24 protein-coding genes are annotated in these 22,859 nt (G+C 67.4%); 14 read left to right on the top strand and 10 right to left on the bottom strand.

The genetic code is table 11. From position 1 onward, the window contains the following. Positions 1-131 precede the first annotated feature (131 nt). Genes ccmA through H4O11_RS12160 form a run of 9 tightly spaced genes read left to right on the top strand, consistent with a single transcriptional unit; the run spans position 132 to position 6,883 of the window. A complete protein-coding gene (gene ccmA / locus H4O11_RS12200; RefSeq protein WP_246333448.1) occupies positions 132-761 on the top strand; it encodes a heme ABC exporter ATP-binding protein CcmA in 630 nt (209 codons plus the stop codon). Continuing rightward, positions 758-1,453, top strand: coding sequence for a heme exporter protein CcmB (gene ccmB, locus H4O11_RS12195; RefSeq protein ID WP_182339692.1), 696 nt, complete (start codon positions 758-760; stop codon positions 1,451-1,453). Before ccmA ends, ccmB begins: the two co-directional genes overlap by 4 nt. A gap of 33 nt (positions 1,454-1,486) precedes the next feature. Then, a complete protein-coding gene (locus tag H4O11_RS12190) occupies positions 1,487-2,236 on the top strand; it encodes a heme ABC transporter permease (protein WP_182339691.1) in 750 nt (249 codons plus the stop codon). Then, positions 2,233-2,415, top strand: coding sequence for a heme exporter protein CcmD (ccmD, locus tag H4O11_RS12185; protein ID WP_182339690.1), 183 nt, complete (start codon positions 2,233-2,235; stop codon positions 2,413-2,415). Before H4O11_RS12190 ends, ccmD begins: the two co-directional genes overlap by 4 nt. Then, positions 2,412-2,873, top strand: a complete 462-nt coding sequence (ccmE, locus tag H4O11_RS12180; RefSeq protein WP_182339689.1) for a cytochrome c maturation protein CcmE — start codon at positions 2,412-2,414, stop codon at positions 2,871-2,873. The genes ccmD and ccmE overlap by 4 nt, the downstream gene beginning before the upstream one ends. After that, complete coding sequence (locus tag H4O11_RS12175; protein WP_182339688.1) at positions 2,874-4,793, top strand: heme lyase CcmF/NrfE family subunit; 1,920 nt, start codon at positions 2,874-2,876, stop codon at positions 4,791-4,793. A 14-nt stretch (positions 4,794-4,807) separates the two neighbouring features. Next, positions 4,808-5,425 (top strand): DsbE family thiol:disulfide interchange protein, encoded by a 618-nt coding sequence (locus H4O11_RS12170; protein WP_182339687.1) that lies wholly within the window; start codon positions 4,808-4,810, stop codon positions 5,423-5,425. A gap of 37 nt (positions 5,426-5,462) precedes the next feature. Continuing rightward, positions 5,463-5,894, top strand: a complete 432-nt coding sequence (locus H4O11_RS12165) for a cytochrome c-type biogenesis protein (protein WP_246333447.1) — start codon at positions 5,463-5,465, stop codon at positions 5,892-5,894. Then, on the top strand, positions 5,891-6,883 hold the full coding sequence (locus tag H4O11_RS12160; protein ID WP_343042823.1) for a tetratricopeptide repeat protein: 993 nt from the start codon (positions 5,891-5,893) through the stop codon (positions 6,881-6,883). The genes H4O11_RS12165 and H4O11_RS12160 overlap by 4 nt, the downstream gene beginning before the upstream one ends. Positions 6,884-6,982: 99 nt before the next feature. On the opposite strand, the gene dksA is transcribed toward H4O11_RS12160, so the two are convergent. Then, positions 6,983-8,224: an RNA polymerase-binding protein DksA gene (gene dksA, locus H4O11_RS12155; RefSeq protein WP_182339685.1), complete on the bottom strand. Its 1,242-nt coding sequence runs from the start codon at positions 8,222-8,224 to the stop codon at positions 6,983-6,985. Between the two features lie 359 nt (positions 8,225-8,583). Here dksA and yidD point away from each other — a divergent pair, with 359 nt between their 5' ends. From yidD to H4O11_RS12140, 3 genes are read left to right on the top strand one after another with little or no spacing between them, the layout of a single operon-like run. Then, positions 8,584-8,838: a membrane protein insertion efficiency factor YidD gene (gene yidD, locus H4O11_RS12150; protein ID WP_182339684.1), complete on the top strand. Its 255-nt coding sequence runs from the start codon at positions 8,584-8,586 to the stop codon at positions 8,836-8,838. Position 8,839: 1 nt separating this feature from the next. Then, positions 8,840-10,186 (top strand): dihydroorotase, encoded by a 1,347-nt coding sequence (locus tag H4O11_RS12145; RefSeq protein ID WP_182339683.1) that lies wholly within the window; start codon positions 8,840-8,842, stop codon positions 10,184-10,186. Beyond that, positions 10,186-11,028: a M23 family metallopeptidase gene (locus H4O11_RS12140; protein WP_182339682.1), complete on the top strand. Its 843-nt coding sequence runs from the start codon at positions 10,186-10,188 to the stop codon at positions 11,026-11,028. Before H4O11_RS12145 ends, H4O11_RS12140 begins: the two co-directional genes overlap by 1 nt. A gap of 437 nt (positions 11,029-11,465) precedes the next feature. On the opposite strand, the gene H4O11_RS12135 is transcribed toward H4O11_RS12140, so the two are convergent. The 5 genes from H4O11_RS12135 to efp form a co-directional block, all read right to left on the bottom strand. Beyond that, on the bottom strand, positions 11,466-12,185 hold the full coding sequence (locus tag H4O11_RS12135; protein WP_182339681.1) for a squalene/phytoene synthase family protein: 720 nt from the start codon (positions 12,183-12,185) through the stop codon (positions 11,466-11,468). 10 nt (positions 12,186-12,195) lie between these two features. Then, positions 12,196-12,891 (bottom strand): phosphoglycolate phosphatase, encoded by a 696-nt coding sequence (locus tag H4O11_RS12130; protein WP_182339680.1) that lies wholly within the window; start codon positions 12,889-12,891, stop codon positions 12,196-12,198. Then, the gene (gene ubiG, locus H4O11_RS12125; RefSeq protein ID WP_182339679.1) at positions 12,888-13,619 is read right to left on the bottom strand and encodes a bifunctional 2-polyprenyl-6-hydroxyphenol methylase/3-demethylubiquinol 3-O-methyltransferase UbiG; all 732 of its coding nucleotides are present in this window, start codon (positions 13,617-13,619) and stop codon (positions 12,888-12,890) included. The genes H4O11_RS12130 and ubiG overlap by 4 nt, the downstream gene beginning before the upstream one ends. A 39-nt stretch (positions 13,620-13,658) precedes the next feature. After that, complete coding sequence (locus tag H4O11_RS12120) at positions 13,659-15,002, bottom strand: TRZ/ATZ family hydrolase (protein WP_182339678.1); 1,344 nt, start codon at positions 15,000-15,002, stop codon at positions 13,659-13,661. Between the two features lie 163 nt (positions 15,003-15,165). Continuing rightward, positions 15,166-15,732 (bottom strand): elongation factor P, encoded by a 567-nt coding sequence (efp, locus tag H4O11_RS12115; protein ID WP_182339677.1) that lies wholly within the window; start codon positions 15,730-15,732, stop codon positions 15,166-15,168. Between the two features lie 120 nt (positions 15,733-15,852). Between efp and epmB the strand changes: the two genes are divergently transcribed. Then, positions 15,853-16,872, top strand: a complete 1,020-nt coding sequence (epmB, locus tag H4O11_RS12110; RefSeq protein WP_182339676.1) for an EF-P beta-lysylation protein EpmB — start codon at positions 15,853-15,855, stop codon at positions 16,870-16,872. Positions 16,873-16,925: 53 nt separating this feature from the next. Here epmB and H4O11_RS12105 read toward each other — a convergent pair whose 3' ends face one another. From H4O11_RS12105 to H4O11_RS12095, 3 genes are all read right to left on the bottom strand, one after another. After that, positions 16,926-19,061 (bottom strand): putative bifunctional diguanylate cyclase/phosphodiesterase, encoded by a 2,136-nt coding sequence (locus tag H4O11_RS12105; protein WP_182339675.1) that lies wholly within the window; start codon positions 19,059-19,061, stop codon positions 16,926-16,928. Further along, positions 19,058-19,981, bottom strand: a complete 924-nt coding sequence (locus H4O11_RS12100) for a phosphate/phosphite/phosphonate ABC transporter substrate-binding protein (protein ID WP_182339735.1) — start codon at positions 19,979-19,981, stop codon at positions 19,058-19,060. Before H4O11_RS12100 ends, H4O11_RS12105 begins: the two co-directional genes overlap by 4 nt. A 79-nt stretch (positions 19,982-20,060) precedes the next feature. Then, positions 20,061-20,825: an RNA methyltransferase gene (locus tag H4O11_RS12095; RefSeq protein WP_182339674.1), complete on the bottom strand. Its 765-nt coding sequence runs from the start codon at positions 20,823-20,825 to the stop codon at positions 20,061-20,063. A 115-nt stretch (positions 20,826-20,940) separates the two neighbouring features. Here H4O11_RS12095 and H4O11_RS12090 point away from each other — a divergent pair, with 115 nt between their 5' ends. After that, a complete protein-coding gene (locus H4O11_RS12090; protein WP_182339673.1) occupies positions 20,941-21,768 on the top strand; it encodes an inositol monophosphatase family protein in 828 nt (275 codons plus the stop codon). Positions 21,769-21,929: 161 nt separating this feature from the next. On the opposite strand, the gene htpX is transcribed toward H4O11_RS12090, so the two are convergent. Beyond that, on the bottom strand, positions 21,930-22,805 hold the full coding sequence (htpX, locus tag H4O11_RS12085) for a protease HtpX (protein ID WP_182339672.1): 876 nt from the start codon (positions 22,803-22,805) through the stop codon (positions 21,930-21,932). Positions 22,806-22,859 lie beyond the last annotated feature (54 nt).

The raw sequence follows: 22,859 nt of genomic DNA, 5'->3' as shown, positions 1-22,859 counted from the left end.
GCGTGACGGACAAGCCAGTGTACGAGATGCCGCCGGGCGTCGGTAGCGCCGGAGGCATGGCCCGGCGCTACCGACGGTGCAGCCCAGCCGATACAATCAGGCCCCACCTCCGGCGCAGAGATAGAAGCCTCTTGAACACACCTGCGCTGCTGGCCGCTCATGGCCTTTGTTTCTCACGAGATGAAGAAACCGTCTTTGGCCCGCTCGACCTGCATGTCGATGCCGGCGAGGCACTGCTGGTACAGGGCGACAACGGTGCCGGCAAGACCACCCTGCTGCGCGTGCTGGCTGGACTGCTGCGCCCGGTTGCCGGCGAGGTGCGGATCGATGGCCGCGCCGCCAGCACCGCCGAACGTGCCCGCTTCGTGGCCTATCTCGGCCACCTGCCCGCGTTGAAAGCAGACCTGGGCACGCTGGAGAACCTGCATTTCCTGTGTGGCCTGCATGGCCGCCGTACACGGCAGATGCCTGGCAACGCGCTGGCCGTGGTCGGCCTGGCCGGCCATGAGGCCACCCTGGTGCGGCATCTGTCTGCCGGGCAGAAACGGCGACTGGCGCTGGCACGGGTCTGGCTGTCGCCGGCGCCGGTATGGCTGCTCGACGAACCCTATGCCAACCTCGACCTGGACGGGATCACCCTGGTCAACCGGATGATCTCCGCACACCTGCGTGGCGGTGGCGCTGCGCTGGTCACCACCCACGGCGCCTATGCCGCGCCACCGGTGCGCACGCGCCAGCTGCAGTTGCAGGTGGCTGCGTGATCGCCCCTGGCACCGAGCCTGGGCTGTGGCGTACCGCGCGCGCCCTGGCAGCTCGCGACCTGCGGCTGGCCTGGCGTCGGCGCGGCGACGCGCTGCAACCGGTCTTGTTCGCGGTGCTGGTGGTGGTGCTGTTCGCACTGGCGCTTGGCCGCGATCCGCAACGCCTGGCAGCCGACGCCATCGCCGTGTTGTGGCTGGCGGTGCTGCTGGCAGGACAACTGGCGCTGGATTCGCTGTTCCGGTCCGACGCGGAGGATGGATCGCTGGAGCAATGGCTGCTGGCCCCGGTTCCCCTGTCCTGGCTGGTGCTGGCAAGGGTGACGATGCATTGGCTCACCACCGCACTGCCGTTGATCGCAGTCAGCCCGTTGCTGGCGGAAATGCTGCATCTGCCACATGACCAGCTGCCGATGTTGCTGGCATCGTTGCTGCTGGGAACGCCGCTGCTGAGCCTGATCGGCGGTATCGTGGCGGCGCTTACGGTAGGCATCCGCCGCTCTGGTATCCTCGTGTCGTTGCTGTCGCTGCCGCTGTATGTACCGGTGCTGGTGTTCGGTGCAGGCAGTGTCGCCGCCGCCGCACGCGGCCAGGATCCGGCAGGTGCGCTGCTGATGCTTGCCGCCGGACTGGTGGTGGCACTGGTGGTGGCGCCGCTGGCAACCGCGGCGGCGATCCGCATCTCCTTGAGCTGAGCCACACCGACCAACCGGGATAGCCGCTACCGCATGCAACCGATCGTCCGCTGGTTCCACCAACTCGGCTCGCCGCCCACCTTCGACCGTTTCGCCCGTCGCTGGTCCCGCATCTTCCATGTCGCGGCCCTTCCGGTACTTGCACTGGGCCTGTGGCAGGCGCTGTTCGTGGTGCCTGCCGATTACCAGCAGGGCGACAGCTTCCGCATCCTGTTCGTGCACGTGCCCAGCGCGTGGATGAGCCTGTTCGTGTTCGCGCTGATGGCGCTGTATGCCGCCATCGCGCTGGTCTGGAAGATCAAGACCTGCGAAGTGCTGGCGATGGCCTGCGCACCGATCGGCGCCGGCTTCACCGTGATCACCCTGCTCACCGGCAGCATCTGGGGCCGGCCGATGTGGGGCACCTGGTGGGATTGGGACCCAAGGCTGACCACCGAACTGATCCTGCTGTTCCTGTACGTGGGCGTGATCGGCCTGTACATGGCCATCGAAGACCGGCGCAACGCCGCGCGCGCGGCGGGCCTGCTGGCCATCGTCGGCGTCGCCCTGCTGCCGGTCATCCGTTATTCGGTGGACTGGTGGGGCAGCCTGCACCAGGGCCAGACCATCCGCCTGTTCGGCCCGACCACCCTGGATGCCAGCATGCAGCTGCCGTTGTGGTTGATGGTGATCGGCACCAAGCTGTGGTTCGTCGGTTCGCTGCTGGCCAAGGCACGCGCCGACAACCTGCAGCGCGAGGCCGGCAAGGACTGGGTGCAGCGCCAACTGCAGGAGGGCGCATGAGTTACCTGGGTTACGTGGTCGCCGCCTATGCGGTGTTCGTCCTGGTGCTGGCCATCGATGCCATCGGCTCGCAGCTGCGCCTGCGCCGGGCGTTGCAGGCCGCGCGGCAACGCCTGCAGCGCCAGGCCGCACGCAAGGCCGCTGCAGCCGCCCCGTCCTTGCAGGAACTTGAACGATGAACCCGCAGCGCCGCCGTCGCCTGCTGTGGGTGCTGTTGCTGGTGGCCGCTTCCGGGCTGGCCACGGCATTGGTTGCGATGGCCCTGCAGCGCAATGTCGCCTACCTGTATACCCCTGCCGAAGTACTGCGCGGCGATGCCGGGCATGCGCAACGGTTCCGCCTTGGCGGCATGGTGGCCAAGGGATCGCTGCAACGCGAGCCGGGCTCGCTGGTGGCCTACTTCACCGTGACCGACGGTGATGCGGACATGCTGGTGCGCAGCGAGCAGATCCTGCCGGACCTGTTCCGCGAAGGGCAGGCCGTGGTGGTCACCGGGAGCCTGCAGGGCGACCGGTTCGTCGCCGAGGAAGTGCTGGCCAAGCACGATGAAACCTACATGCCACAGGAACTGGCCGACAAGATGGGCAAGGCGCACGTCAAGCATGACGTGCCCGTGCCGGCCCCCGAGGTGCGCTGAGTGCTGCCCGAACTGGGACAGATCCTGCTGTTGACCGCCCTGCTGTCCGCCCTGCTGCAGGCCAGCCTGCCGTTGATCGGCGCGCAGCGCGGCATCGGCAGCTGGATGCAGGTGGCGCGGCCAGCGGCGCTGGCACAGCTGCTGCTGGTGGCGGGCGCGTTCGGCGTCCTCACCGCCGCGTTCGTGCAACAGGATTTCTCGGTGCGTTACGTGGCCGAGAATTCCAACACGCTGCTGCCACTGGTGTACCGCTGGTCGGCGGTGTGGGGCGCGCATGAAGGCTCGCTGCTGCTGTGGGCGCTGGTACTGGCCGCCTGGACCGGCGCGGTGGCATTGGGTTCGCAGCGCCTTCCCGATACGGTGCAGGCGCGCGTGCTGGCCGTGATGGGACTGGTCAGCGTCGGCTTCCTGGCCTTCCTGATCTTCACCTCCAACCCGTTCACCCGGCTGCTGCCGGCACCGCTGGAAGGCCGCGACCTCAACCCGCTGCTGCAGGACCCGGGCCTGATCATCCACCCGCCGATGCTGTACCTGGGATATGTCGGCTTCTCGGTGCCGTTCGCCTTTGCCGTGGCCGCCCTGCTCGATGGCCGCGTCGACACGCGCTGGGTGCGCTGGACGCGGCCGTGGACCAACGTGGCATGGGCCTTCCTTACCCTGGGGATCGCGCTTGGCAGCTGGTGGGCGTACTACGAGCTTGGCTGGGGCGGCTGGTGGTTCTGGGACCCTGTGGAGAACGCCAGCTTCATGCCCTGGCTGGCCGGTGCGGCCTTGATCCACTCGCAGGCGGTCACGGAAAAGCGCGGTACGTTCGCCAGCTGGACCTTGCTGCTGGCCATCGCGGCCTTCGCCTTGTCGCTGCTCGGAACGTTCCTGGTGCGTTCGGGGGTACTGACCAGCGTGCACTCGTTCGCCGCCGACCCATCGCGCGGCATGTTCATCCTGCTGTTCCTGGCCATCCTGGTCGGTGGCGCGCTGCTGCTGTACGTGCTGCGCGCCGGCCGGCTGGGCGTGGAGAGCGCCGACCCGCGCCGCGGCTTCACCGCCACCTCGCGCGAGACGCTGTTGCTGGCCAACAACCTGCTGCTGGCCAGCGCCTGCGCGATGGTGCTGCTGGGCACCTTGTATCCGCTGCTGGCCGATGCCCTGGGGCTGGGCAAGATATCGGTCGGCCCGCCCTACTTCGGCAGCCTGTTCCTGCTGCTGATGGCACCGTTGGTCCTGCTGCTGCCGTTTGGCCCGCTGGTGAAATGGCAACGCGACCATCCCTCGCGCGCCATGGCCCTGCTGGCCCCATGGCTGCTGCTGGCGGTGCTGCTGGGTGCGCTGGCATGGTGGCGCGCGCCACAGAATGGCTGGAAGGTCGGGCTGGGCATCGCCGCTGCCGCCTGGGTCGCACTGGGCACCGGGTATTTCATCTGGCAGCGGTTGCGCGGCAATGGCCGCTTCACCGCGGAAATGTCGGGCATGCTGCTGGGCCACGCCGGTGTCGCGGTATTCCTGGTCGGCGCCCTGCTGGTGGAAGCGTTGAACGTGCAGCGCGAGGTTGCCCTCTCGCCCGGGCAGGCAGTGACCGTGGGACGCCATGAGATCCGCTTCGAAGGCGTGGACCATCGCGAAGGACCGAACTTCAGCGCTGACCGCGGGCACCTGCGCGTATTCCGCGACGGCAACGAGCTGGCGCTGCTGCATCCTGAGAAACGCGCGTACGCCAGCGGTGGCCAGGTCATGACCGAGGCCGGCATCGATGCACGCCTCTCCGGCGACGTGTACGTGGCAATGGGCGAGCCGCTGGGCAACAATGCATGGGCGGTGCGCGTGCACATCAAGCCGTTCGTGCGCTGGATCTGGCTGGGCGCGCTGCTGATGGCGCTGGGCGGCCTGGTCGCCGCCGCTGATCGTCGTTTCCGCCGTCCGTAGGAGTCCAGTCGTCCATGTCCGAGTCCCCCGCCCCCCGCCCGTCCCGCCCGCTGCCGCCGGTAGCCATCGTGATCGGCGTGCTGTTCTTCTTCGGCCTGCTGGGGCTGATGGTGTACGGGGTGATGAAGAGCGGCGACCCACAACGCGATGTATTGCCTTCGGCCTTGATCGGCAAGCCTGCCCCGGCGTTCGACCTGCCGGTGCTGCACGACCCGCAGGCCCGCGTACATAGCGAAGACCTGCGCGGTGCGCCGTACCTGCTGAATGTATGGGGCAGCTGGTGCGCTGCCTGCCGTGAAGAACACCCGGTGCTGACCCGGTTCGCCGAGAGCAAGCGCGTGCGCGTGATCGGCTACAACTGGAAGGACGAACCGGCCGATGCCCTGCACTGGCTGGAGCAGTTGGGCAACCCGTTCATGGTGGTGCTGAGCGATATCGAAGGCCGCACCGCCATCGACTGGGGCGTGACCGCCGCCCCCGAAACCTTCCTGGTCGATGGCAGTGGCGTGGTGCGCTGGAAATACAGCGGTGCGATGACCCAGGCCGTGGTCGACCAGAAGCTCATCCCCGCGCTGGAACAGATCGAGAAGGCCCATGCCGATGCCAGCAATACGCTGCGCGCCACGCCCTGACCGCATGCACCGGCGCAGCGCGGCATCGAGCGTGCTGATGGCAGTGATGCTGGTGGCTTCGCTGTTCTGCAGCGTCGCACGTGCGCAGCAGCCAGTACACGATGCGCGCCCGCTGCAGTTCACCGACGCCGCCGAGGAAGCCCGCTTCCATGCCCTGGCAGCGCAGCTGCGCTGCGTGCAGTGCCAGAACCAGTCACTGGCCGATTCCAATGCGCAGATCGCGCAGGACCTGCGACGGGAAGTGCTGGTGCTGCTGCAGCAGGGCCACGACGATGCGCAGATCAAGGGTTTCCTGGTGCAGCGCTATGGCGAGTTCGTGCTGTACCAGCCGCCGCTGCAGCCGGGAACCTGGCTGTTGTGGGGTGGTCCGCTGCTGTTCCTGCTCGCCGGGGCCCTGTTGCTGTGGCGCCTGGTCCGCCGTCGCGGGCAAGCGGTGGCCGTCGATGATGCACGTGGAGACGGCTGGTGACGCTCGGGCTTTCCCTGCTGGCCGGCCTGTGCGGGGTGTTGCTGGCACTGGGCGTGCTGTGGCCGCTGCGCACCCGCGGGCGTGCAGGCTTCACCGCCGCCTGCCTCAGCGTCGGCGTGGTGGCCGCCAGCCTGTACCTGCTGGTCGGCGATCCGCGCGCCGCGCGGGAGGCTGCCGCGACGCCGACCCTGGCCGACCTGCGCCAGGGCGTGCAGGCACTTGAACAATCGTTGCAGCGCGATCCGCAACGCGCCGACGGCTGGGTGCTGCTGGGACGTTCGCGCAGCGAACTGGGCCAGGCCGACGGTGCTGCCGATGCATTCGCGCGCGCGGCGGCGCTGGCACCGGACGATGCCGGCGTGCTGGTCGAAGCCGCCCAGGCGCGTGCGCAGGCCGATGCAGGCAAGCGTTTCGATGACACCGCCCTGCAGTGGCTGCGGCATGCGATGGCGGTGCAGCCTGATGCCGAGCGCGCCGCATGGCTGATGGGCATCGCGCTGCGGCAGCGCGGGCGCGACGCTGAAGCGGTGCAGGTGTGGTCGGCCTTGCTGCCCCGGCTGCAAGGCGGTGCGGCGACCGCGCTGCAGGAGCAGCTTTCGATCGCACGCGCGGCCGCAGGGGAACAGGCCCCCTCTCCTGCGGACAAGGACACGTCCCCGTTGAAAGTGCGCATCGTCCTGCCGGCCGGATTCGATGTTTCGCAGTGGCCCGACGGTACGGCGTTGTTCGTGCTGGCACGCGCCGTCGGTGGCACCCCGATGCCGGTCGCCGTGAAGCGTTTCCCGCTGTCCGCGTTGCCGGAGACGGTAGAGCTGGACGACGCGGACAGCCCGATGCCGACCGCGCCGTTGTCGGCACAGGCGCGCGTTGAAGTCGTCGCGCGTCTGTCGCGCACCGGCAACGCCACCCGCGGCGACGATGACCTGGAAAGCGACCCGGTGGCGGTGGACGTGCCACACCATGGCGAGGTGACAGTGCGGCTGCGCTGAGGAGCGGACGCTTCCCGGTGCGCGGAAAGCACCAGGCCCCATGGCAAAAAAAGCCCGGCCAAGGCCGGGCTTCTTCAGTGCGGTCGCCGCCGAGGCAGGTCAGTCGCCCTGCTGCTTCTGCAGGTGCTCCCAACGCTCCTGCGCGTCGATGGTGCGTTCTGCGGTGAGGCGTGCTTCCAGGCGGTCCAGGCCAATCTCTTCGCCGGTATCCACGCAGTAACCGTAGTCGCCTCCTTCCAGGCGCTTGAGCGTGCTGTCGATCTTGCCGATCAGCTTGCGGTAACGATCACGGGTACGCAGTTCCAGCGAGTTCTCGGTCTCGCGGGTCGCACGTTCGGCTTCATCGCCGATGTCACGCACTTCCTCGCGCAGGTTCTCGATGGTCTGTTTGGATTCCTCCACCAGGTCGGCCCGCCAGTTCTGCAGGCGCTGGCGGAAGTACTCCTGCTGCAGCGGGCTCATGTATTCCTCTTCCGCACCGGGCTTGTAGCCGGCGGGCAGGATCGGGCGGCCGGTGGCCTCGTCGGTCTTGTACTCGACCACCTTGTACTTGCTGCGTGGCGCCGGAGCGGACGAGCGTGCGGTCACTGCCACGGCAACCTTGCCCACCGGGCGGGTTGCGATCTTCGGGGCGGCATCGGGTTTCACAGGGGTTTTCGCGGACGATTTCGAAACGGGCACGGGATTCTTGATTTGCGGGGCCGGTTTGGCGGTCGCCGTGGCAGCCTTTTCAGGTGCCTTGGCAGCCGTTTTGCTGGCCGGGACAGACTTGGCCGGAGCCGGCGTAGCCGACTTCGGTACGGACTTCACTACGGGCGCCGCCGCCGGCCGGGTCGCCGGCCTGCTGGCGGCCTTGCCGACTGCCGGCTTGGCCGGGGCGGACTTCTTCACCGCAGGACGGGCCTGCGGCTTGCTCGCGGACACCTTGCCGGAAACCGGCTTGGCGGCCTTGGCCGCCTTCGCGACCGTGGAAACTTTCTTCGCCGGTGCCGGCTTGGCCACGGCCTTTTTGGCCGCAGCGGGCCGGGTGGCAGCGACGACCTTGCTGGCCGGCTTCTTGATGGCCTTGGCCGGCTTCGGCGCTGCCTTGGCAACCTTGGCAACCTTGGCCGGCTTGCCGGCAACCTTCACCACCTTGGCCGGTGCCTTCTTTGCCGGCGCCTTCGCCACCGGAGATTTCTTTGCCGTGGCCTTCCTGGCCGTTGATTGCTTGCTCGCTGTCTTGACCACCGGCTTGGCCGGCTTCTTCGCAACAGTCTTGGCCGCCGTCTTCTTCGCAACAGGGCTGGCGGTCTTCTTGGCGGCCTTGACGGCCTTCTTTGCAGTTTTTTTAGCAGCCACGAAACGCTCTTCCTTGGATTCCCCGGGGCCCGGGAAAGCGGGCCTTTATAGCCTACCCGACCGGCAGCAGCAACCGCGTGACAGAGCGCCCGTACAGCCCACGACGTCCGGCTGGACGGAGCACCGGACACGCGCGACCACCTGCGCGGCACGGAACCTGGCCAGCGGACATCCCGCCGGCATGGCTGCCACGCATAACGCATGCGGCAGCCAACGGCCCATCCTGCGACAAATGCGCGCCGCTGCCAACCATGCCCGGGAGGGCGGCACCGATGAATGGGCAGGGCCACGACGACCGCATGCCTGCCCTGTCGTCCTGATTCACCCCAAAGCAGGCCAGCACGCTCTACTATGAACGCGTGATCTCACAACTGCTCATCGCCCTGCTGCGCTTCTACAAGCGCTTCATCAGCCCGCTGCTTGGGCCGCGTTGCCGCTTCGTCCCCAGTTGTTCGGAATACGCCATGCAGGCCATCGCCAGCCACGGCCCGCTGCGCGGCAGCTGGCTTGCCGCACGCCGCCTCGGCCGCTGCCATCCCTTCCATCCCGGCGGATTCGATCCGGTCCCCGAGCGCACCGACGCGTCCGCCTGCCGCTGCAAAGGAAACCACTGACATGCCATCGATCCTGATCACCAACGCCCGCCTGGTCAACGAAGGCCGCGTCCTCGATGCCGACCTGCGCATCGAGAATGGCCGCATCGCACGCATCGACAGCGGCCTGGCCGCGCGCGACGGCGAACAGGTGGTGGATGCCGCCGGACGCTGGCTGCTGCCGGGCATGATCGACGACCAGGTGCACTTCCGCGAACCCGGGCTGACCCAGAAGGGCGACATCGCCACCGAGTCCGCGGCGGCGGTTGCCGGTGGCCTGACCACGTTCATGGACATGCCCAACACCAATCCACCTACGCTCAACGCCGAGGCGCTGCAGGCCAAGTACGATGCCGCCGCCGGCCGCGCGCGCGCCAACTACGGCTTCTACATGGGCGCCAGCAACGACAACCTGGAACACATCCAGCGGCTGGACCCGAAGACCGCGCCGGGCATCAAGGTGTTCATGGGCGCCTCCACCGGCAACATGCTGGTCGACAACCCGGAAACGCTGGATGCGATCTTCCGTGATGCGCCGACGCCGATCATCACCCATTGCGAAGACACACCGATGATCGACGCGCTGATGAAGCAGTACCAGGCCCAGTACGGCGACAACCTCAGCGCTGAACAGCACCCTGACATCCGCTCGCGCGAGGCCTGCCTGAAGTCCTCGCAGCTGGCGGTGTCGCTGGCGAGGAAACACGGCACCCGCCTGCACGTGCTGCACATCTCCACCGCCGATGAACTGGCGCTGTTCGAGCGTGGCCCGCTGATCCGTGCCGACGGCAGCCGCAAGCAGATCACCGCCGAAACCTGCATCCACTTCCTGCGCTTCGACCGCACCGATTACGCACGGCTGGGCAACCTGATCAAGTGCAACCCGGCGATCAAGGACGTAGCCGACCGCGAGGCACTGACGCGGGCGCTGGTGGAGGACATCATCGATGTACTGGCCACCGACCACGCCCCGCACACCTGGGAAGAAAAGCAGAAGCCCTATGCACAGGCCCCTTCCGGCCTGCCGCTGGTGCAGTACGCGCTGAACGCCGCGCTGGAACTGGTGCATGAAGGCAAGCTGGACATCACCCAGGTGGTGCAGAAATTCGCCCACGCCCCGGCACAGCTGTTCGACGTGGCCGAGCGTGGCTACCTCCGCGAAGGCTACTGGGCCGACCTGGTGCTGGTGGAAGACAAGCCGTTCACGGTCAAGCGCGAAGACGTGCTGTCCAAGTGCGGCTGGTCGCCGTTCGAAGGCACCACCTTCCACTCGCGCATCGCTTCGACCTGGATCAATGGCCAACTGGCCTGGGACGGCAGCCAGGTCGTCGGTGCCGCCAACGGCCAGCGCCTGGCGTTCGATCGCTGATGCGGCCGGCAGTCGTTGCGCTGGCCTTGGCCGGCGTCCTGCCCGCCTTGCTTGCGCTGCCGGCTGCGCCGGTGGCTGCACAGGCAACCGATGCCCGCATTGTTTTCCCATCCAGCGCCTCGCAGGGTGCGATGGTGATCGGCAAGGTGCCGGCCGGCAGCAGCGTGCAGTACGCCGGCCGCCAGTTGCGCGTGAGCGGTTACGGCAGCGTGGTGTTCGGCATCGGGCGCGATGAAAAGGGGCCGCTGCGCGTACAGGTACAACGCCCGGATGGCAGCGGCGAGACCGCAACCATCGCGGTCACCCCGCGCGACTGGCCAACCGAGCGTGTCAACGGCGTGCCGCCGAAGACGGTCAATCCACCGCCAGCCATCGCCGCGCGGATCAAGCGCGAACAGGCGCAGGTGACTGCCGCCCGAGCACGCGACGACGACCGCGCCGATTTCGCGCAGGCCTTCATCTGGCCGGTGCAGGGCCGCATCAGCGGCCGCTTCGGCAACGCACGCGTGTACAACGGCCAGCCGGGTGCCGGCCATTCCGGCATGGACATCGCGGTGCCGACCGGTACCCCGGTGAAGGCACCGGCCGCCGGCGTGGTCACCTTCGCCGGTCCGGACCTGTACCTGACCGGCGGTACCCTGCTGGTCGACCACGGCTTCGGCGTCAGCTCGAACTTCCTGCACCTGTCACGCATCGACGTGAAGGTCGGCGACCGCGTCGAGCAGGGCCAGGTGATCGCCGCCGTCGGCGCCACCGGCCGTACCACCGGCCCGCACCTGCACTGGGGCATGAACTGGTTCGATACCCGCATCGATCCGTTGCTGGTACTGGAGCGGAAGTAACGCGACCACGCGTTCGCCGGGCATGGCCCGGCGCTACCCAAGCACCGCGCACCGTAGCGCCGGGCCATGCCCGGCGGAATCCAAGCACCGCGAACGCCACCACCGGCCCATGCCCGGCGGAACCCAGGCACCGCGAACGCCAACACCGGACCATGCCCGGCGGAATCGAAGCACCGCGAACGCCAACACCGGGCCATGCCCCGCAGAACCCAGACACCGCGAACGCCAACACCGGGCCATGCCCCGCAGAATCCAGCACCGCGAACGCCACCACCGGACCATGTCCGGCGGAACCCAAGCACCGCGAACGCCAACGCCGGGCCATGCCCGGCGGAACCCAGCCACCGCGAACGCCAACACCGGCCCATGCCCGGCGAAATCCAGCACCCCGAAGGGTAGCGCCGGGCCATGCCCGGCGAGCGCAGCGGCCTACGGGCTCAGCCGCGCGCCGCCCACCACACGCGCAACAGCGTGCGCACCGGCGTCGCCTCGACCGGCTTGCCTGCGGCCTGCGCCGCCAGACGCGCACGCGCCAGGCTCGACCACACGCGACGTGCGCGCGGACCCGGCACGCGCGTGCCCCACCCTTTCAGCAACTGCCGCGCCCAATCCTGGGCGGCAGAACCAGCGTCCTCCTCCAGCAGGCTGCGCGGGATCCCCGCCACGCCGGTTTCATGCAGGCGCTGGGCCAGGGTCTGCAGCAGCACCGCGCGCGCCGCGCCTTTGCGCGGCGTGTCCTTGCCTGGCGTATCCAGGAACAACGCGGCTTCCACTGCGGCAACCGCCCCGGCGTAGTTGGCCAGCGCGCGTTCGGCGTTGGCCGCATCCAGCGCAGCCGTGCGTGCCTCGACCAGATCCGGCAACGCCTCGGCCAACTGCGCCCACGGCGCGCGGATCGGCTCCAGCACACGGCCCAGTGGATGTCGCGAGCGCTGGCCGGCCCAACTGCGCAGTTCCTCGCCCCACCAGGCCAGCTTGGCATCGGCCGGCAGCGGGTCGCCGCCGGTATTGAGCATGTCGTCGAATTCCTGCAACAGCGCGAACCACGCCACCGCGAGCTCGCGTTGCGATTCGGCCACGAACGGGGCAGCCACCGACCATTCAGGCCAACGGCTACGCCACTTGTCGAGGAAACTATCCAGCGCGGTACTGCTCACATGTTGTTCCTTACGGCTGGGCCGGGGCTGCCGGCCGGGTCGGCCAGGGATCGGCCAGTTGCAGGAGTTCGGCGTTCTCGACCAGCACGTCGGCCTGCCAGGTCAACGGATCGTCGCCATGCAGGCGATAGCCCCACAACGCGGCCACTGACGGCATGTTTGCCGCACGCGCAGCCAGGATGTCACGCTCGTCATCGCCGACGTAGACGCAGTCCTCCGCTGCCACGCCGATCCGCTGCGCGGCATGCAGCAGCGGCAACGGGTGCGGCTTGCGTTCGGCCAGGGTGTCCCCGCCGACCAGCACCGCGCAGCGTTGCTGCCACCCATGCTGCGGCACGATCAGCCGCGCCAGGTACTCGGGCTTGTTGGTGACGATGCCCCACACGGTACCTGCCGCGTCCAGCGCATCGAGCATGCCGGCGACACCGTCGAACAGCGCCGCGTGCTGGCCAATCAATGCTTCGTAACGCTGCAGGAATTCGGGAATCAGCGCATCGCGCTCGACCGCTTCCAGTTCAGCGAACGCGACCGACAGCATCGCCCGCGAGCCTTTGGATACCACGGGCCTCAGCTGCGCGGGATTGACCGGCGCACGGCCGCGCTCGACCAGCATCGCATCGAGCGTGGCAACGAAGTCCGGGGCGCTGTCCAGCAGCGTGCCATCCAGGTCGAACAGCACCGCGCGCGGAAACCGCGCCGGCGTCATGCTGGCGTGCTTTGCGACGGCTTGGTCGCGTGGGCCAGGTAGTTGATGTCGGTTCGGCTGCCCAGCCGCGCGCGGTTGCGCCACGGTTCGTAGGCCATGCCGCTGACATCTTCCAGTTGCAGGTCCGCCTCGCGCAGCCAGCGCGACAGCTCGGCCGGCTTGATGAATTCCTGATAATGATGGGTGCCCTTGGGCAGCAGCCGCGCCACGTACTCGGCACCGACGATCGCCACCGCAAAGGCCGCTGCGGTGCGGTTGATGGTGGACAGGAACAGGTGGCCGCCGGGCTTGAGCAGGCGCTTGCAGGCATCGATGATCGCTGCCGGGTCGGGCACGTGCTCCAGCATTTCCATGCAGGTCACCACGTCGAAGCTTTCCGGCTGCTCGTCAGCCAGGTCTTCGGCCGCCTGCACGCGGTAATCGACCGTCACACCACTTTCCAGCGCGTGCAGGCGAGCCACCTTGACCAGTTCCGGCGCCAGGTCGATGGCGGTCACCTCCGCACCGGCCTGGGCCAGTGCTTCGCTCAGCAGGCCCCCACCGCAACCGATGTCCAGCACGCGCAGGCCACGCAGTGGAGCGCGCGCGGCGACATACTGCAGGCGCACCGGGTTCAGGGCATGCAACGGCTTCTGCGGACCGTCGGCATCCCACCAGCGCGTCGCCAGCGCGGCGAATTTATCCAGTTCGGCCTGGTCGAAATTGGAGGAAAGGTGCGGAGCGTTCATTTCGGATTCCTTGCGACGCCCAAGGCGCACGCGGTGGGGTCAGGCACGGACGTGGCGGATGCGTTCGCGCCACTGGCGCGCGTTGGCGACGATGCCCGGCAGGTCCATGTCGACCAGCTCGCGCTGCACCAGCTTCGGTTGCCCGGCGATCCAGACATCGGTCACCTGCTGGCGGCCGGTGGCATACACCAGCTGCGACAGCACGTTGTGCAGCGGCTGGGTTTCCAGCGCGGACAGGTCCACGCAGGCCAGGTCGGCCTGCTTGCCGGGTTCGATCGAACCAATCCGCTCGCCGAAGCCCAACGCACGTGCGCCGCCGAGCGTGGCTGCACGCAGCGTGGTGGCGGCATCCAGCGCGGTGGCGTCGTTGGCCACGGCCTTGGCCAGGATGGCCGCGGTGCGGTTCTCGCTGAACATGTCCAGGTCGTTGTTGCTGGCACAGCCATCGGTGCCGATCGCCAGGTTCACCCCCGCGCGCTGCAGGGCACAGGCCGGGCAGAAGCCCGAAGCCAGCTTCAGGTTGGATTCGGGACAATGCACCACGCTGACGCCACGCTCGGCACACAGGTGGATTTCCGCTTCGGTCAACTGGGTCATGTGCACCGCGATCAGGCGGTCATTGACCAGCCCCAACCGGTCCAGCCGCGCCAGCGGGCGCTGGCCATGCAGCCGGATCGAATCGCTGATTTCCTGGGCCGTTTCGTGCGTGTGCAGGTGCACCTGCATGTCCAGCTGGTCGGACAGCATGCGCACCCGTTCGAAGTTGGCATCGTTGACCGTGTAGGGCGCGTGCGGGGCAAACGACGTACCGATCAGCGGATCGTTGCGCCACTGGTCATGCAGCTCGCCCGCCTTGGCGAAGTACTCGTCATCGCTACTGGCCCAGGCGGTGGGGAAATCGATGATCACCGCACCGACCAGCGCGCGGAAACCGTGTTTTTTGTAGACGGCGGCCTGCACGTCGGAAAAAAAGTAGTTCTCGTTGGCGCAGGTGGTTCCCCCGCGCAGCATCTCGGCGATGGCCAGGGTGGTGCCATCGGCGACGAACTCCGGCCCGATCACCGCCGCTTCCACCGGCCAGATGTGCTGCTGCAGCCACACCATCAGCGGCAGGTCGTCGGCGACGCCCCGCAGCAGGGTCATCGGGTTGTGCGTATGCGCATTGACCAGGCCGGGCATCAACGCCGCGTCCGGACGGCTGACCACCTGCGCAGCACTGAAGCGCGCACGCGCTTCGTTGCGCGGCAGGACCGCGACGATCTCCCCGTTGCGCACGGCCACGGCATGGTCTTCCAGCACCACCGCATGCGGTTCGATCGGGACGACGTAGCCGGCTTCGATCAACAGGTCACAGGTTTCGGGACTGCTTGCGGTAGGGCTCATGCGGACTCACTGGCTGGGGGCTGAAACCACGATCCATCTGGACGGACCGTGGTCATGTAGAGCCGAGCCCTGCTCGGCTGCTTTTCGTTCCGGCGCCACCGGGGCCGGAGGTAAAGCCGGGCATGGCTCGGCTCTACAACAAGGTCGGCCCGCGGCCGGAACCTTATTTGACGCGCGCGGAGTACTCGCCCGAACGCGTATCGACCTTGATGATTTCATCCTGGTTGACGAACAGCGGCACGCGCACCACCGCACCGGTTTCCAGGGTGGCCGGCTTGCCGCCACCGCCGGAGGTGTCGCCACGCACGCCCGGGTCGGTTTCGGTGATCTTCAGTTCAACGAAGTTCGGCGGCTGCACGAAGATCGGCGAGCCGTTCCACAGGGTGACGATGCAGGATTCCTCGCCCTTCAGCCACTTCTCGGCGCCGCCCATGCCGGCCTTGTCGGCCTGCACCTGCTCGAAGGATTCCGGGTCCATGAAGTGCCAGTACTCGCCATCGCTGTACATGTAATCCATGTTGGTGTCGACCACGTCGGCCACTTCCACGTCATCGGTCGCCTTCATGGTCATTTCGACCGTGCGGCCGGACTTGATGAAGCGGTACCTGACGCGGGTGAAAGCCTGGCCCTTGCCCGGCTTGATGAACTCGGTTTCCGAGATGACCGCCGGTTCATTGTTGACCAGGATCTTCATCCCGTTCTTGACATCGTTCATGCCCGCAGTGGCCATGCTCACGCTCCTGGATTGGCAAATCCGCCGCGGGTGCGGCGGGCCGGATAGAATGGAAAGCCCACCGGAGGCCGGTGGGCGCTGATTTATGCCCCCATGATAACCGCAGGCCCCCTGTCCATGCAGCTCTCCGCCCTTTCCCGGCCCGTTCCAATGCGCCCTGCAGCCTCCCGCTGGCAGCAGATCTGGCGGCAGGCGATCCGCGACCCGGGCGAGCTGTTGGCACGGCTGGGGCTGGAGCCGGCCGCGCTGGGCGTCTCCGACGCGGCGCTGCAGCAGTTTGCGCTGCGCGTACCGGAAGGTTTCGTCGCACGCATGCGCCACGGTGACCCGCTGGATCCGCTGCTGCGCCAGGTATTGCCGATCGACGAGGAGATGCGCCAGGTCGAAGGTTTCAGCTTCGATGCGGTTGGCGATGGCGCAGCGAAGAAGGCCACCGGGGTGATCCAGAAATATCGCGGTCGCGCCTTGCTGGTGGCAACCGGCAGCTGCGCGATCAACTGCCGGTACTGCTTCCGTCGCCATTTCGATTACGGCGCGGAGAATGCGGCCAAGGGTGGATGGCAGGAGGCGGTACAGGCGATCGCCGCTGACCCGGACATCGATGAGGTGATCCTGTCCGGCGGCGATCCGCTGTCGCTGGCCACGCACAAGCTGGCTGAACTGACCGATGCGCTGCGGCAGGTCCCGCACCTGCGCCGCCTGCGCATCCACAGCCGTCTGCCGATCGTGCTGCCCGAACGCGTGGACGATGAACTGGTGGCCTGGCTGGATGGCCTGCCTTGGCCGCTGGCAATCGTGGTGCATGCCAACCATGCCAACGAATTCGATGCCGATGTCGACACCGCGATGGCCCGCCTGCGTACGACGGGCGCACACCTGTTGAACCAGGCGGTGCTGCTGCGCGGGGTGAACGACAGCGTGCAGGCGCTGCAGGATCTCAGCGAGCGCAGCTTCGCTGCCGGCGTGCTGCCCTACTACCTGCACCAGTTGGACCGGGTGGAAGGGGTCGCCCACTTCGAGGTCGACGATGCCCGTGCCAAGGCGCTGGTGGCTGGCCTGACCGCCCGCCTGTCCGGCTACCTGGTACCGAAGCTGGTCCGCGAACTGCCCGGCGACCCCAGCAAGCGCCCGGTGTAAAAAGGGGACGGAGGGGATTAAGGCGCAATGGGCCTAAGGCGGCCAATTGCGCCTTAATCCCCTCCGTCCCCTTTTTCGATCATCTGCACGATCGTCGTGGCGGTGACCGGGCGGCTCAGCCAGTAGCCCTGGGCCAGGTCGCAGCCGCGCTGGCACAGCAGATCGAACTGGGCCTGCTGTTCGATGCCTTCGGCCACCACGGTGATGCCCAGCGCGTGGGCCATGGCGATGATCGCGGTGGTCAGCGCCAGGTCGTCCGGGTCGCGCTGCATGTCGGCAACAAAGCTCTTGTCGATCTTCACCCCGTCCACCGGCACCTGCCGCAAGTGGCTCAGGCCGGAAAAGCCAGTGCCGAAATCATCCAGCCATACCTTCACCCCGGTTCGATGCAGCTTGTCCAGCAGCTGTGCCGCCAGCAGCTCATCGCCGATCACCGCCGTTTCGGTCAGCTCCAGATGCAGCCGCGCCGCAGGCAGGCCCGATTCGAGCAGGCATTGTGCGACCAGGCTAGGCAGCTCTCCCCCGCGCAGCTGGCGCGGCGACACATTCACCGATACAAACAAGCCTTCACCGTCCACGCTGCGCGGCCACTGTGCCGCCTCCATGCAGGCTGCGCGCAATACCTTCGGACCGATCACTTCGATCAGCCCACTCTGCTCGGCGACGTCGATGAAGACTGACGGCGGAATCGTCCCCAAGGCGGGATGCTGCCAGCGCAACAGCGCTTCGGCACCGACCAGGCGCCGGTCGCGGGTGCGGAAGATCGGCTGGTAGGCCAACCGCAGCTCGCCACGTTCCCAGGCGCCCCGCAGTTCCTGCTCCATGTGCACGCGACGCTCCACGGCGTGGTCCATGGCACGGCTGTAGTAGCGGTAACAGTTCTTGCCCGCCATCTTGGCCTGGTACATCGCGATGTCACCGTTCTTCAACAGCGTCGTCGCGTCGGCAGCGTCGTCCGGGAACAGCGTCACGCCAATCGAGGCGCCCATGTACAGCTCCCTGCCCTGCACCATCAGCGGCTTGCCCAGTTCGCGCACCAGCACATCGGCCAACGCGCGTGCCTGCACTGCCGCATCGCCCTCGCCCAGCAGGATCACGAACTCATCGCCGCCGAAACGCGCCAGCAACGCCTCGTCGCCACCGGCCTGCGCGACGGCGTCGCTTATGCGCTGGACGAACTGGAGCAGGGCTTCGTCACCGGCCTCATGGCCCAGCGTGTCGTTGACCCGTTTGAAATCATCGATGTCGACGAACAGCAAGGCGAGGCGATGGCCGGACGCACGTGCCGCCATCAACCGATGATCCAGTGCTTCACGGAAGGCGAGCCGGTTGGTGAGGCCGGTCAGCGCGTCGGTGTATGCCATGTGCCGCACGTCGCGGTCGTGGCGGGCGATCGCATCACGCATCCGTGCAAAGGCCCGCACCAGCTCACCCACCTCGTCGTCACGATCGTTCTCGCGCAGCGGGACCTGGTAGTCGCCGGCCTCGATCTGCCGCGCCGCCATCGCCAGGCCGCGGATGGGGGTCACCAACATGCGTTGCACGTAGACGATGACGACCACGCCAATGGCCGCCAACAGGCCGAGCATCAGCAGCAACCAGCCCAGGTGGCGGGTACCGACCTGTTCCAGTCGCTGCGCCAGGCCCTGGCTGGCCTGGGCTTCCAGGGCCTGCACCTGCTCCAGTGCCATGCCGACCCGCACCCCGCCCAGCCGTTGCTTGCCGAGCATGATCGGCAGGCTGTTTTCCAGCACATCATGCGACTCCTGGACGCGCGCGCCCGTGGCCGACACCGCGCCCGCCGCCAACGGGTCGGTCATCGGCCGGCCATACCCAGGCACCTCCACCGAGCCGTCATGCAGCAGGCGGCCCTCGGTATCGAACACCAGTACATACCCCACCGCGTCCTGCCGCGCGCTGTTCCGCACCAGCGCGCCGACCTGCTCCAGGTCGTTGTAATACAGCGGATTGACCAGCGCGTCCGCCAGCTCACGCGCAATGGCTTCACCACGGCTGCGCGTGCTGCGATCGAACAGTTCGTGGATCACCGTGCCACTGAGGCGGGTGACTTCGCGCTGCGTTGCCGCCTGCCGTCCCAACAGCACGCCCAGGATGGCCACCACCACCAGGATCGCCCCGCCCATTGCCAGGACGAAACGCGCCTGCATGCCCGATCCCAGCCTCCTCATTCCACTTCCATCCGCACGCGCACCAGGCTCCGTTTCAAACCATCCAGTCGCCGCTGCATCCGCGCATCGACGCGGTGGAAGCCGGATGTACCAAAAAACCGTTCCAGCGCATCATGCGCGCGCGGGTCCCGGGCGGCATCAAGCAACACCTGCTGCAACCGGTCGCGCACGCGCGGATCCAGGTCCGAACGCACCAGTTCCACTGCGCGCGGAAATGGTTCGGTACGCAGGATGACCCGCAGGTCGCGCTTGAACGAAAGTGGCACCCGGCGCTCGTCATCCCAGTCCACGCTGCTGACCACGCCGGCATCGACTACGCCCTTGTGCACGTAGGTGGCGATGTTCAGCTCGCTGCGCGCGAAGATGTAGCCCACCGCACCGGCAGGCGGCATGTCGTCGGCGGATTGCAGTATCTGCGGTGCCAGCCCCTGCTCCAGCAGGGTAATTGCCGGGACCAGGTAGGCGCTGGTGGACGCCACGTTCTGCAGCGCCAGGGTACGTCCGCGCAGGTCCTGGAGCCGTTGCACCGGGCTGTCGCGGCGCACGAAGAAGATGCTGTGGTAATCACTGACACCGCTGCGCTCGGTCAGCAGCAGCGGGCGTGCATCAGCGCGCTGGCCCAGCGCAACCGCAGTGCCAGCGGTCTCCGTGACCCAGTCAACGCGTCCGCGCCGGAGATAGCTGGCCATCTGCTGCGCATCGCGTGCCATCAGCACGCGCCCCTCGCGTATCCCGACGTCATGCATCTGCGCTACCACGTAATCCAGCAATGGCTGCAATTGGCCATGATGGGCGCGGGGATCATCGCTGATCCGCCCCAGCACCAGCACATGGTTGCCGTCGGTACCGGCAGGCGCCGACGCCGCGCCTGCCGCACCCGCCAGCAGCAGGCACGCCAGGCCCAGCAGCCCCCACTGCATGCGTCCCAGCCAACCGTCCACGGCGTGCCCCCTGTGATGTGAAGGGAAGACTACTCGAAAAAATGAGAACTGCGTCAGGCTACTTCTTATCGTCGTGCGCTATCCGTGCCATGCGCTGCGCATCAGCCAGGATGCCGCGCAGCAGGCGCAGTTCCTGCTCGCTGGGTTCGCTGCGCAGGAACAGCCGGCGCAACTTGCGCATCGCCGATTCCGGCGCGCGCCCCTTGTGGAACTCGATTTCCTCCAGCGTCTCGCCCAACTGGCCGAAGAAGCCCTCCAACTGTTCATGGCTGGCGGGCTGCTCGCGCAATCCCGGTTCGACCGTCGGTGCGGCAGTGTCTCCAAGCAGCCGCATGCGCACTTCATAGGCCAGTACCTGCACGGCGGCAGCCAGGTTCAGCGAACTGAAGGCGGGATCCGAGGGAATGTGCACGGCCGCATGGCAGAGCTGCAGTTCCTCGTTGGTCAGGCCGGTGCGCTCACGCCCGAACACCACCGCGACCTCGGCCCCCTCGGCCGCCTTGTCGGCCACGCGGGCGGCGGCGGCCGTGGGCAGCAGCTCTTCCAGCTGTACCCGACGCGCGCGGGCCGTACAGCCCAGCACCAGCCGGCAATCGGCCACGGCTTCGGCCAGGGTGGCCACCACCGGCGCATCGCCCAGGACATCCTCGGCCCCGGCCGAACGACGGAACGCCTCTTCGTCCAGTGGTTTCTCCGGCGCCACCAGCACCAGGCGGGCCAGGCCCATGGTCTTCAGCGCGCGGGCGGCGGCCCCCATGTTGCCGGGGTGCTGGGTCCCGACCAGGACAAAACGGATGCGAGCGGCTAGCGATGGATCGGACATGAACGAAATAGTCGAGCTGGACGGGCTGCAATGGTAAACTGTGCAGCCGGCCACTGCGCCGGGCCTGCTCTTTTCCCCCGCCAATCCCCCCTCTGCCCTCCCGGGAGCTCACGCCATGCAGAAACCCGCCGTCACCGTCATGGTCAAGGCCGCCCGCCTCGCCGGCAACGTATTGTTGCGCAACATCAACAAGCTCGAGGCGCTCAACGTGGTGCAGAAGGGGCGCATGGATTACGCCAGCGAGGTGGATGCGGACGCGGAAAAGGTCATCGTCAAGGAACTCAAGCGCGCCTACCCGGAGTATGGGGTGATCGGCGAGGAAGGCGGCGTGCAGGGCGCGAACCGCCACATGTGGGTGATCGACCCGCTGGACGGCACCAGCAACTACCTGCGGGGTTTCCCGCACTACTGCGTGTCCATCGCACTGGTGGAGAACGGCGAGCCGACCGACGCGGTCATTTTCGATCCGCTGCGCAATGAACTGTTCACCGCCAGCCGCGGCGCCGGCGCGGTGTTCAATGACCGCCGCATCCGCGTGGCGGACCGCAAGGACCTGGAAGGCACGATGATCCACACCGGTTTCGCACCGCGCGAGCGTGCCCGTGCCAGCGCACAGCTGAAGACGGTCGATACACTGCTGGTGCAGGCCGAGGACGTGCGTCGCACCGGTTCGGCTGCGCTGGACCTGGCCTACGTGGCCTGTGGCCGTGCCGATGCCTACTTCGAAGCGGGCGTGAAATCCTGGGACATCGCGGCCGGCATCCTGCTGGTGCGCGAAGCCGGCGGCAAGGTGTGCGATTACAAGGGCGCGGCGCTGGGCCGCATGGACAGCCGCGGCCCGGAGAACCACCAGGTGGTGGCCGGCAACATCAAGGTGGCCGAGTCGCTGCAGAAGGTGCTGGTCAACACCGGCTATGCCGCCGAGTTCGACGCGAAGTTCTGATTCCCGTCGCGGGACAGGGTTGATCGAACGGCGCCTGCGGGCGCCGTTTCGCTTCATGGCAAGAGCAGAAACTTCGACAGGTCCATGGGAGCCATGGACAGAGCGACGGGTAGTGGAACGGAGATGGCCAGGGGCTTTTTGACCCGTTCGATCAACCTGCCTTACACCACCGTCGAAGCACGCAGTGCGGCGATACGCTCGTCCAGCGGCGGATGGCTCAGCATCAGCTTGCGCATGCCCTGGCCGATGCCACCGGCAATGCCGAATGCCGCCACCTGGGTCGGCAAGGTGCTCTGGCCGTGGTTGAGCTTCAGGCGCTCCAGCGCGGCGATCATCTTCTGCCGGCCAGCCAGCTGCGCACCGCCGCTGTCGGCACGGAACTCGCGGTGGCGCGAGAACCACATCGCGATCATCGTGGCGAAAATACCGAACACCATCTCCAGCACGAACACGATGATGTAGTACGCAAAGCCACGGCCACCGCCTTCGCGGTTACCCGACATCGCGCTGTCGATCACTCCGCCGACCACGCGCGCCAACACGATCACGAAGGTATTCAGCACGCCCTGCAGCAGGGCCATGGTGATCATGTCGCCGTTGGCCACGTGGGCGATCTCGTGGCCCAGCACCGCCTCGGCTTCATCCTCGCTCATGTTGTGCAGCAGGCCGGTGGACACCGCCACCAGGGCGTTGTTGCGGTTCGCACCGGTGGCGAACGCATTGATCTCCGGGCCGTCGTAGACCGCCACTTCCGGCATGCCGATGCCAGCGGCCTGGGCCTGGCGCTGGACCGTGCGCAGCAGCCAGCGTTCGGTATCGTTGCGCGGCTCGGTGATGACCACTGCACCGGTGGAACGCTTGGCCATCCATTTGGACAGCAGCAGCGAAACCAGCGAGCCACCGAAACCAAAGATTGCCGCCATGACCAGCAGGCCACTCATCTGGTTGGGGTTGACCCCCAGCACCGACATTACGATACCCGCCAGCACCAGCACCGCAAGGTTGGTCAGAAGGAACAGGGCAATGCGACTGAACATGGGGAAAGTAAGCTCTGGTATGGGTGTCGATGCTCAATCTGCGGTGACTTCAGC

Origin of the sequence: Stenotrophomonas tumulicola (assembly GCF_014117215.1) — a bacterium.
In the GTDB taxonomy this organism is placed as follows: Bacteria; Pseudomonadota; Gammaproteobacteria; order Xanthomonadales; family Xanthomonadaceae; genus Stenotrophomonas; species Stenotrophomonas tumulicola.
The sequence above is the reverse complement of the archived record's forward strand: the minus strand, read 5'-3'. Positions and strand labels throughout refer to the sequence as shown.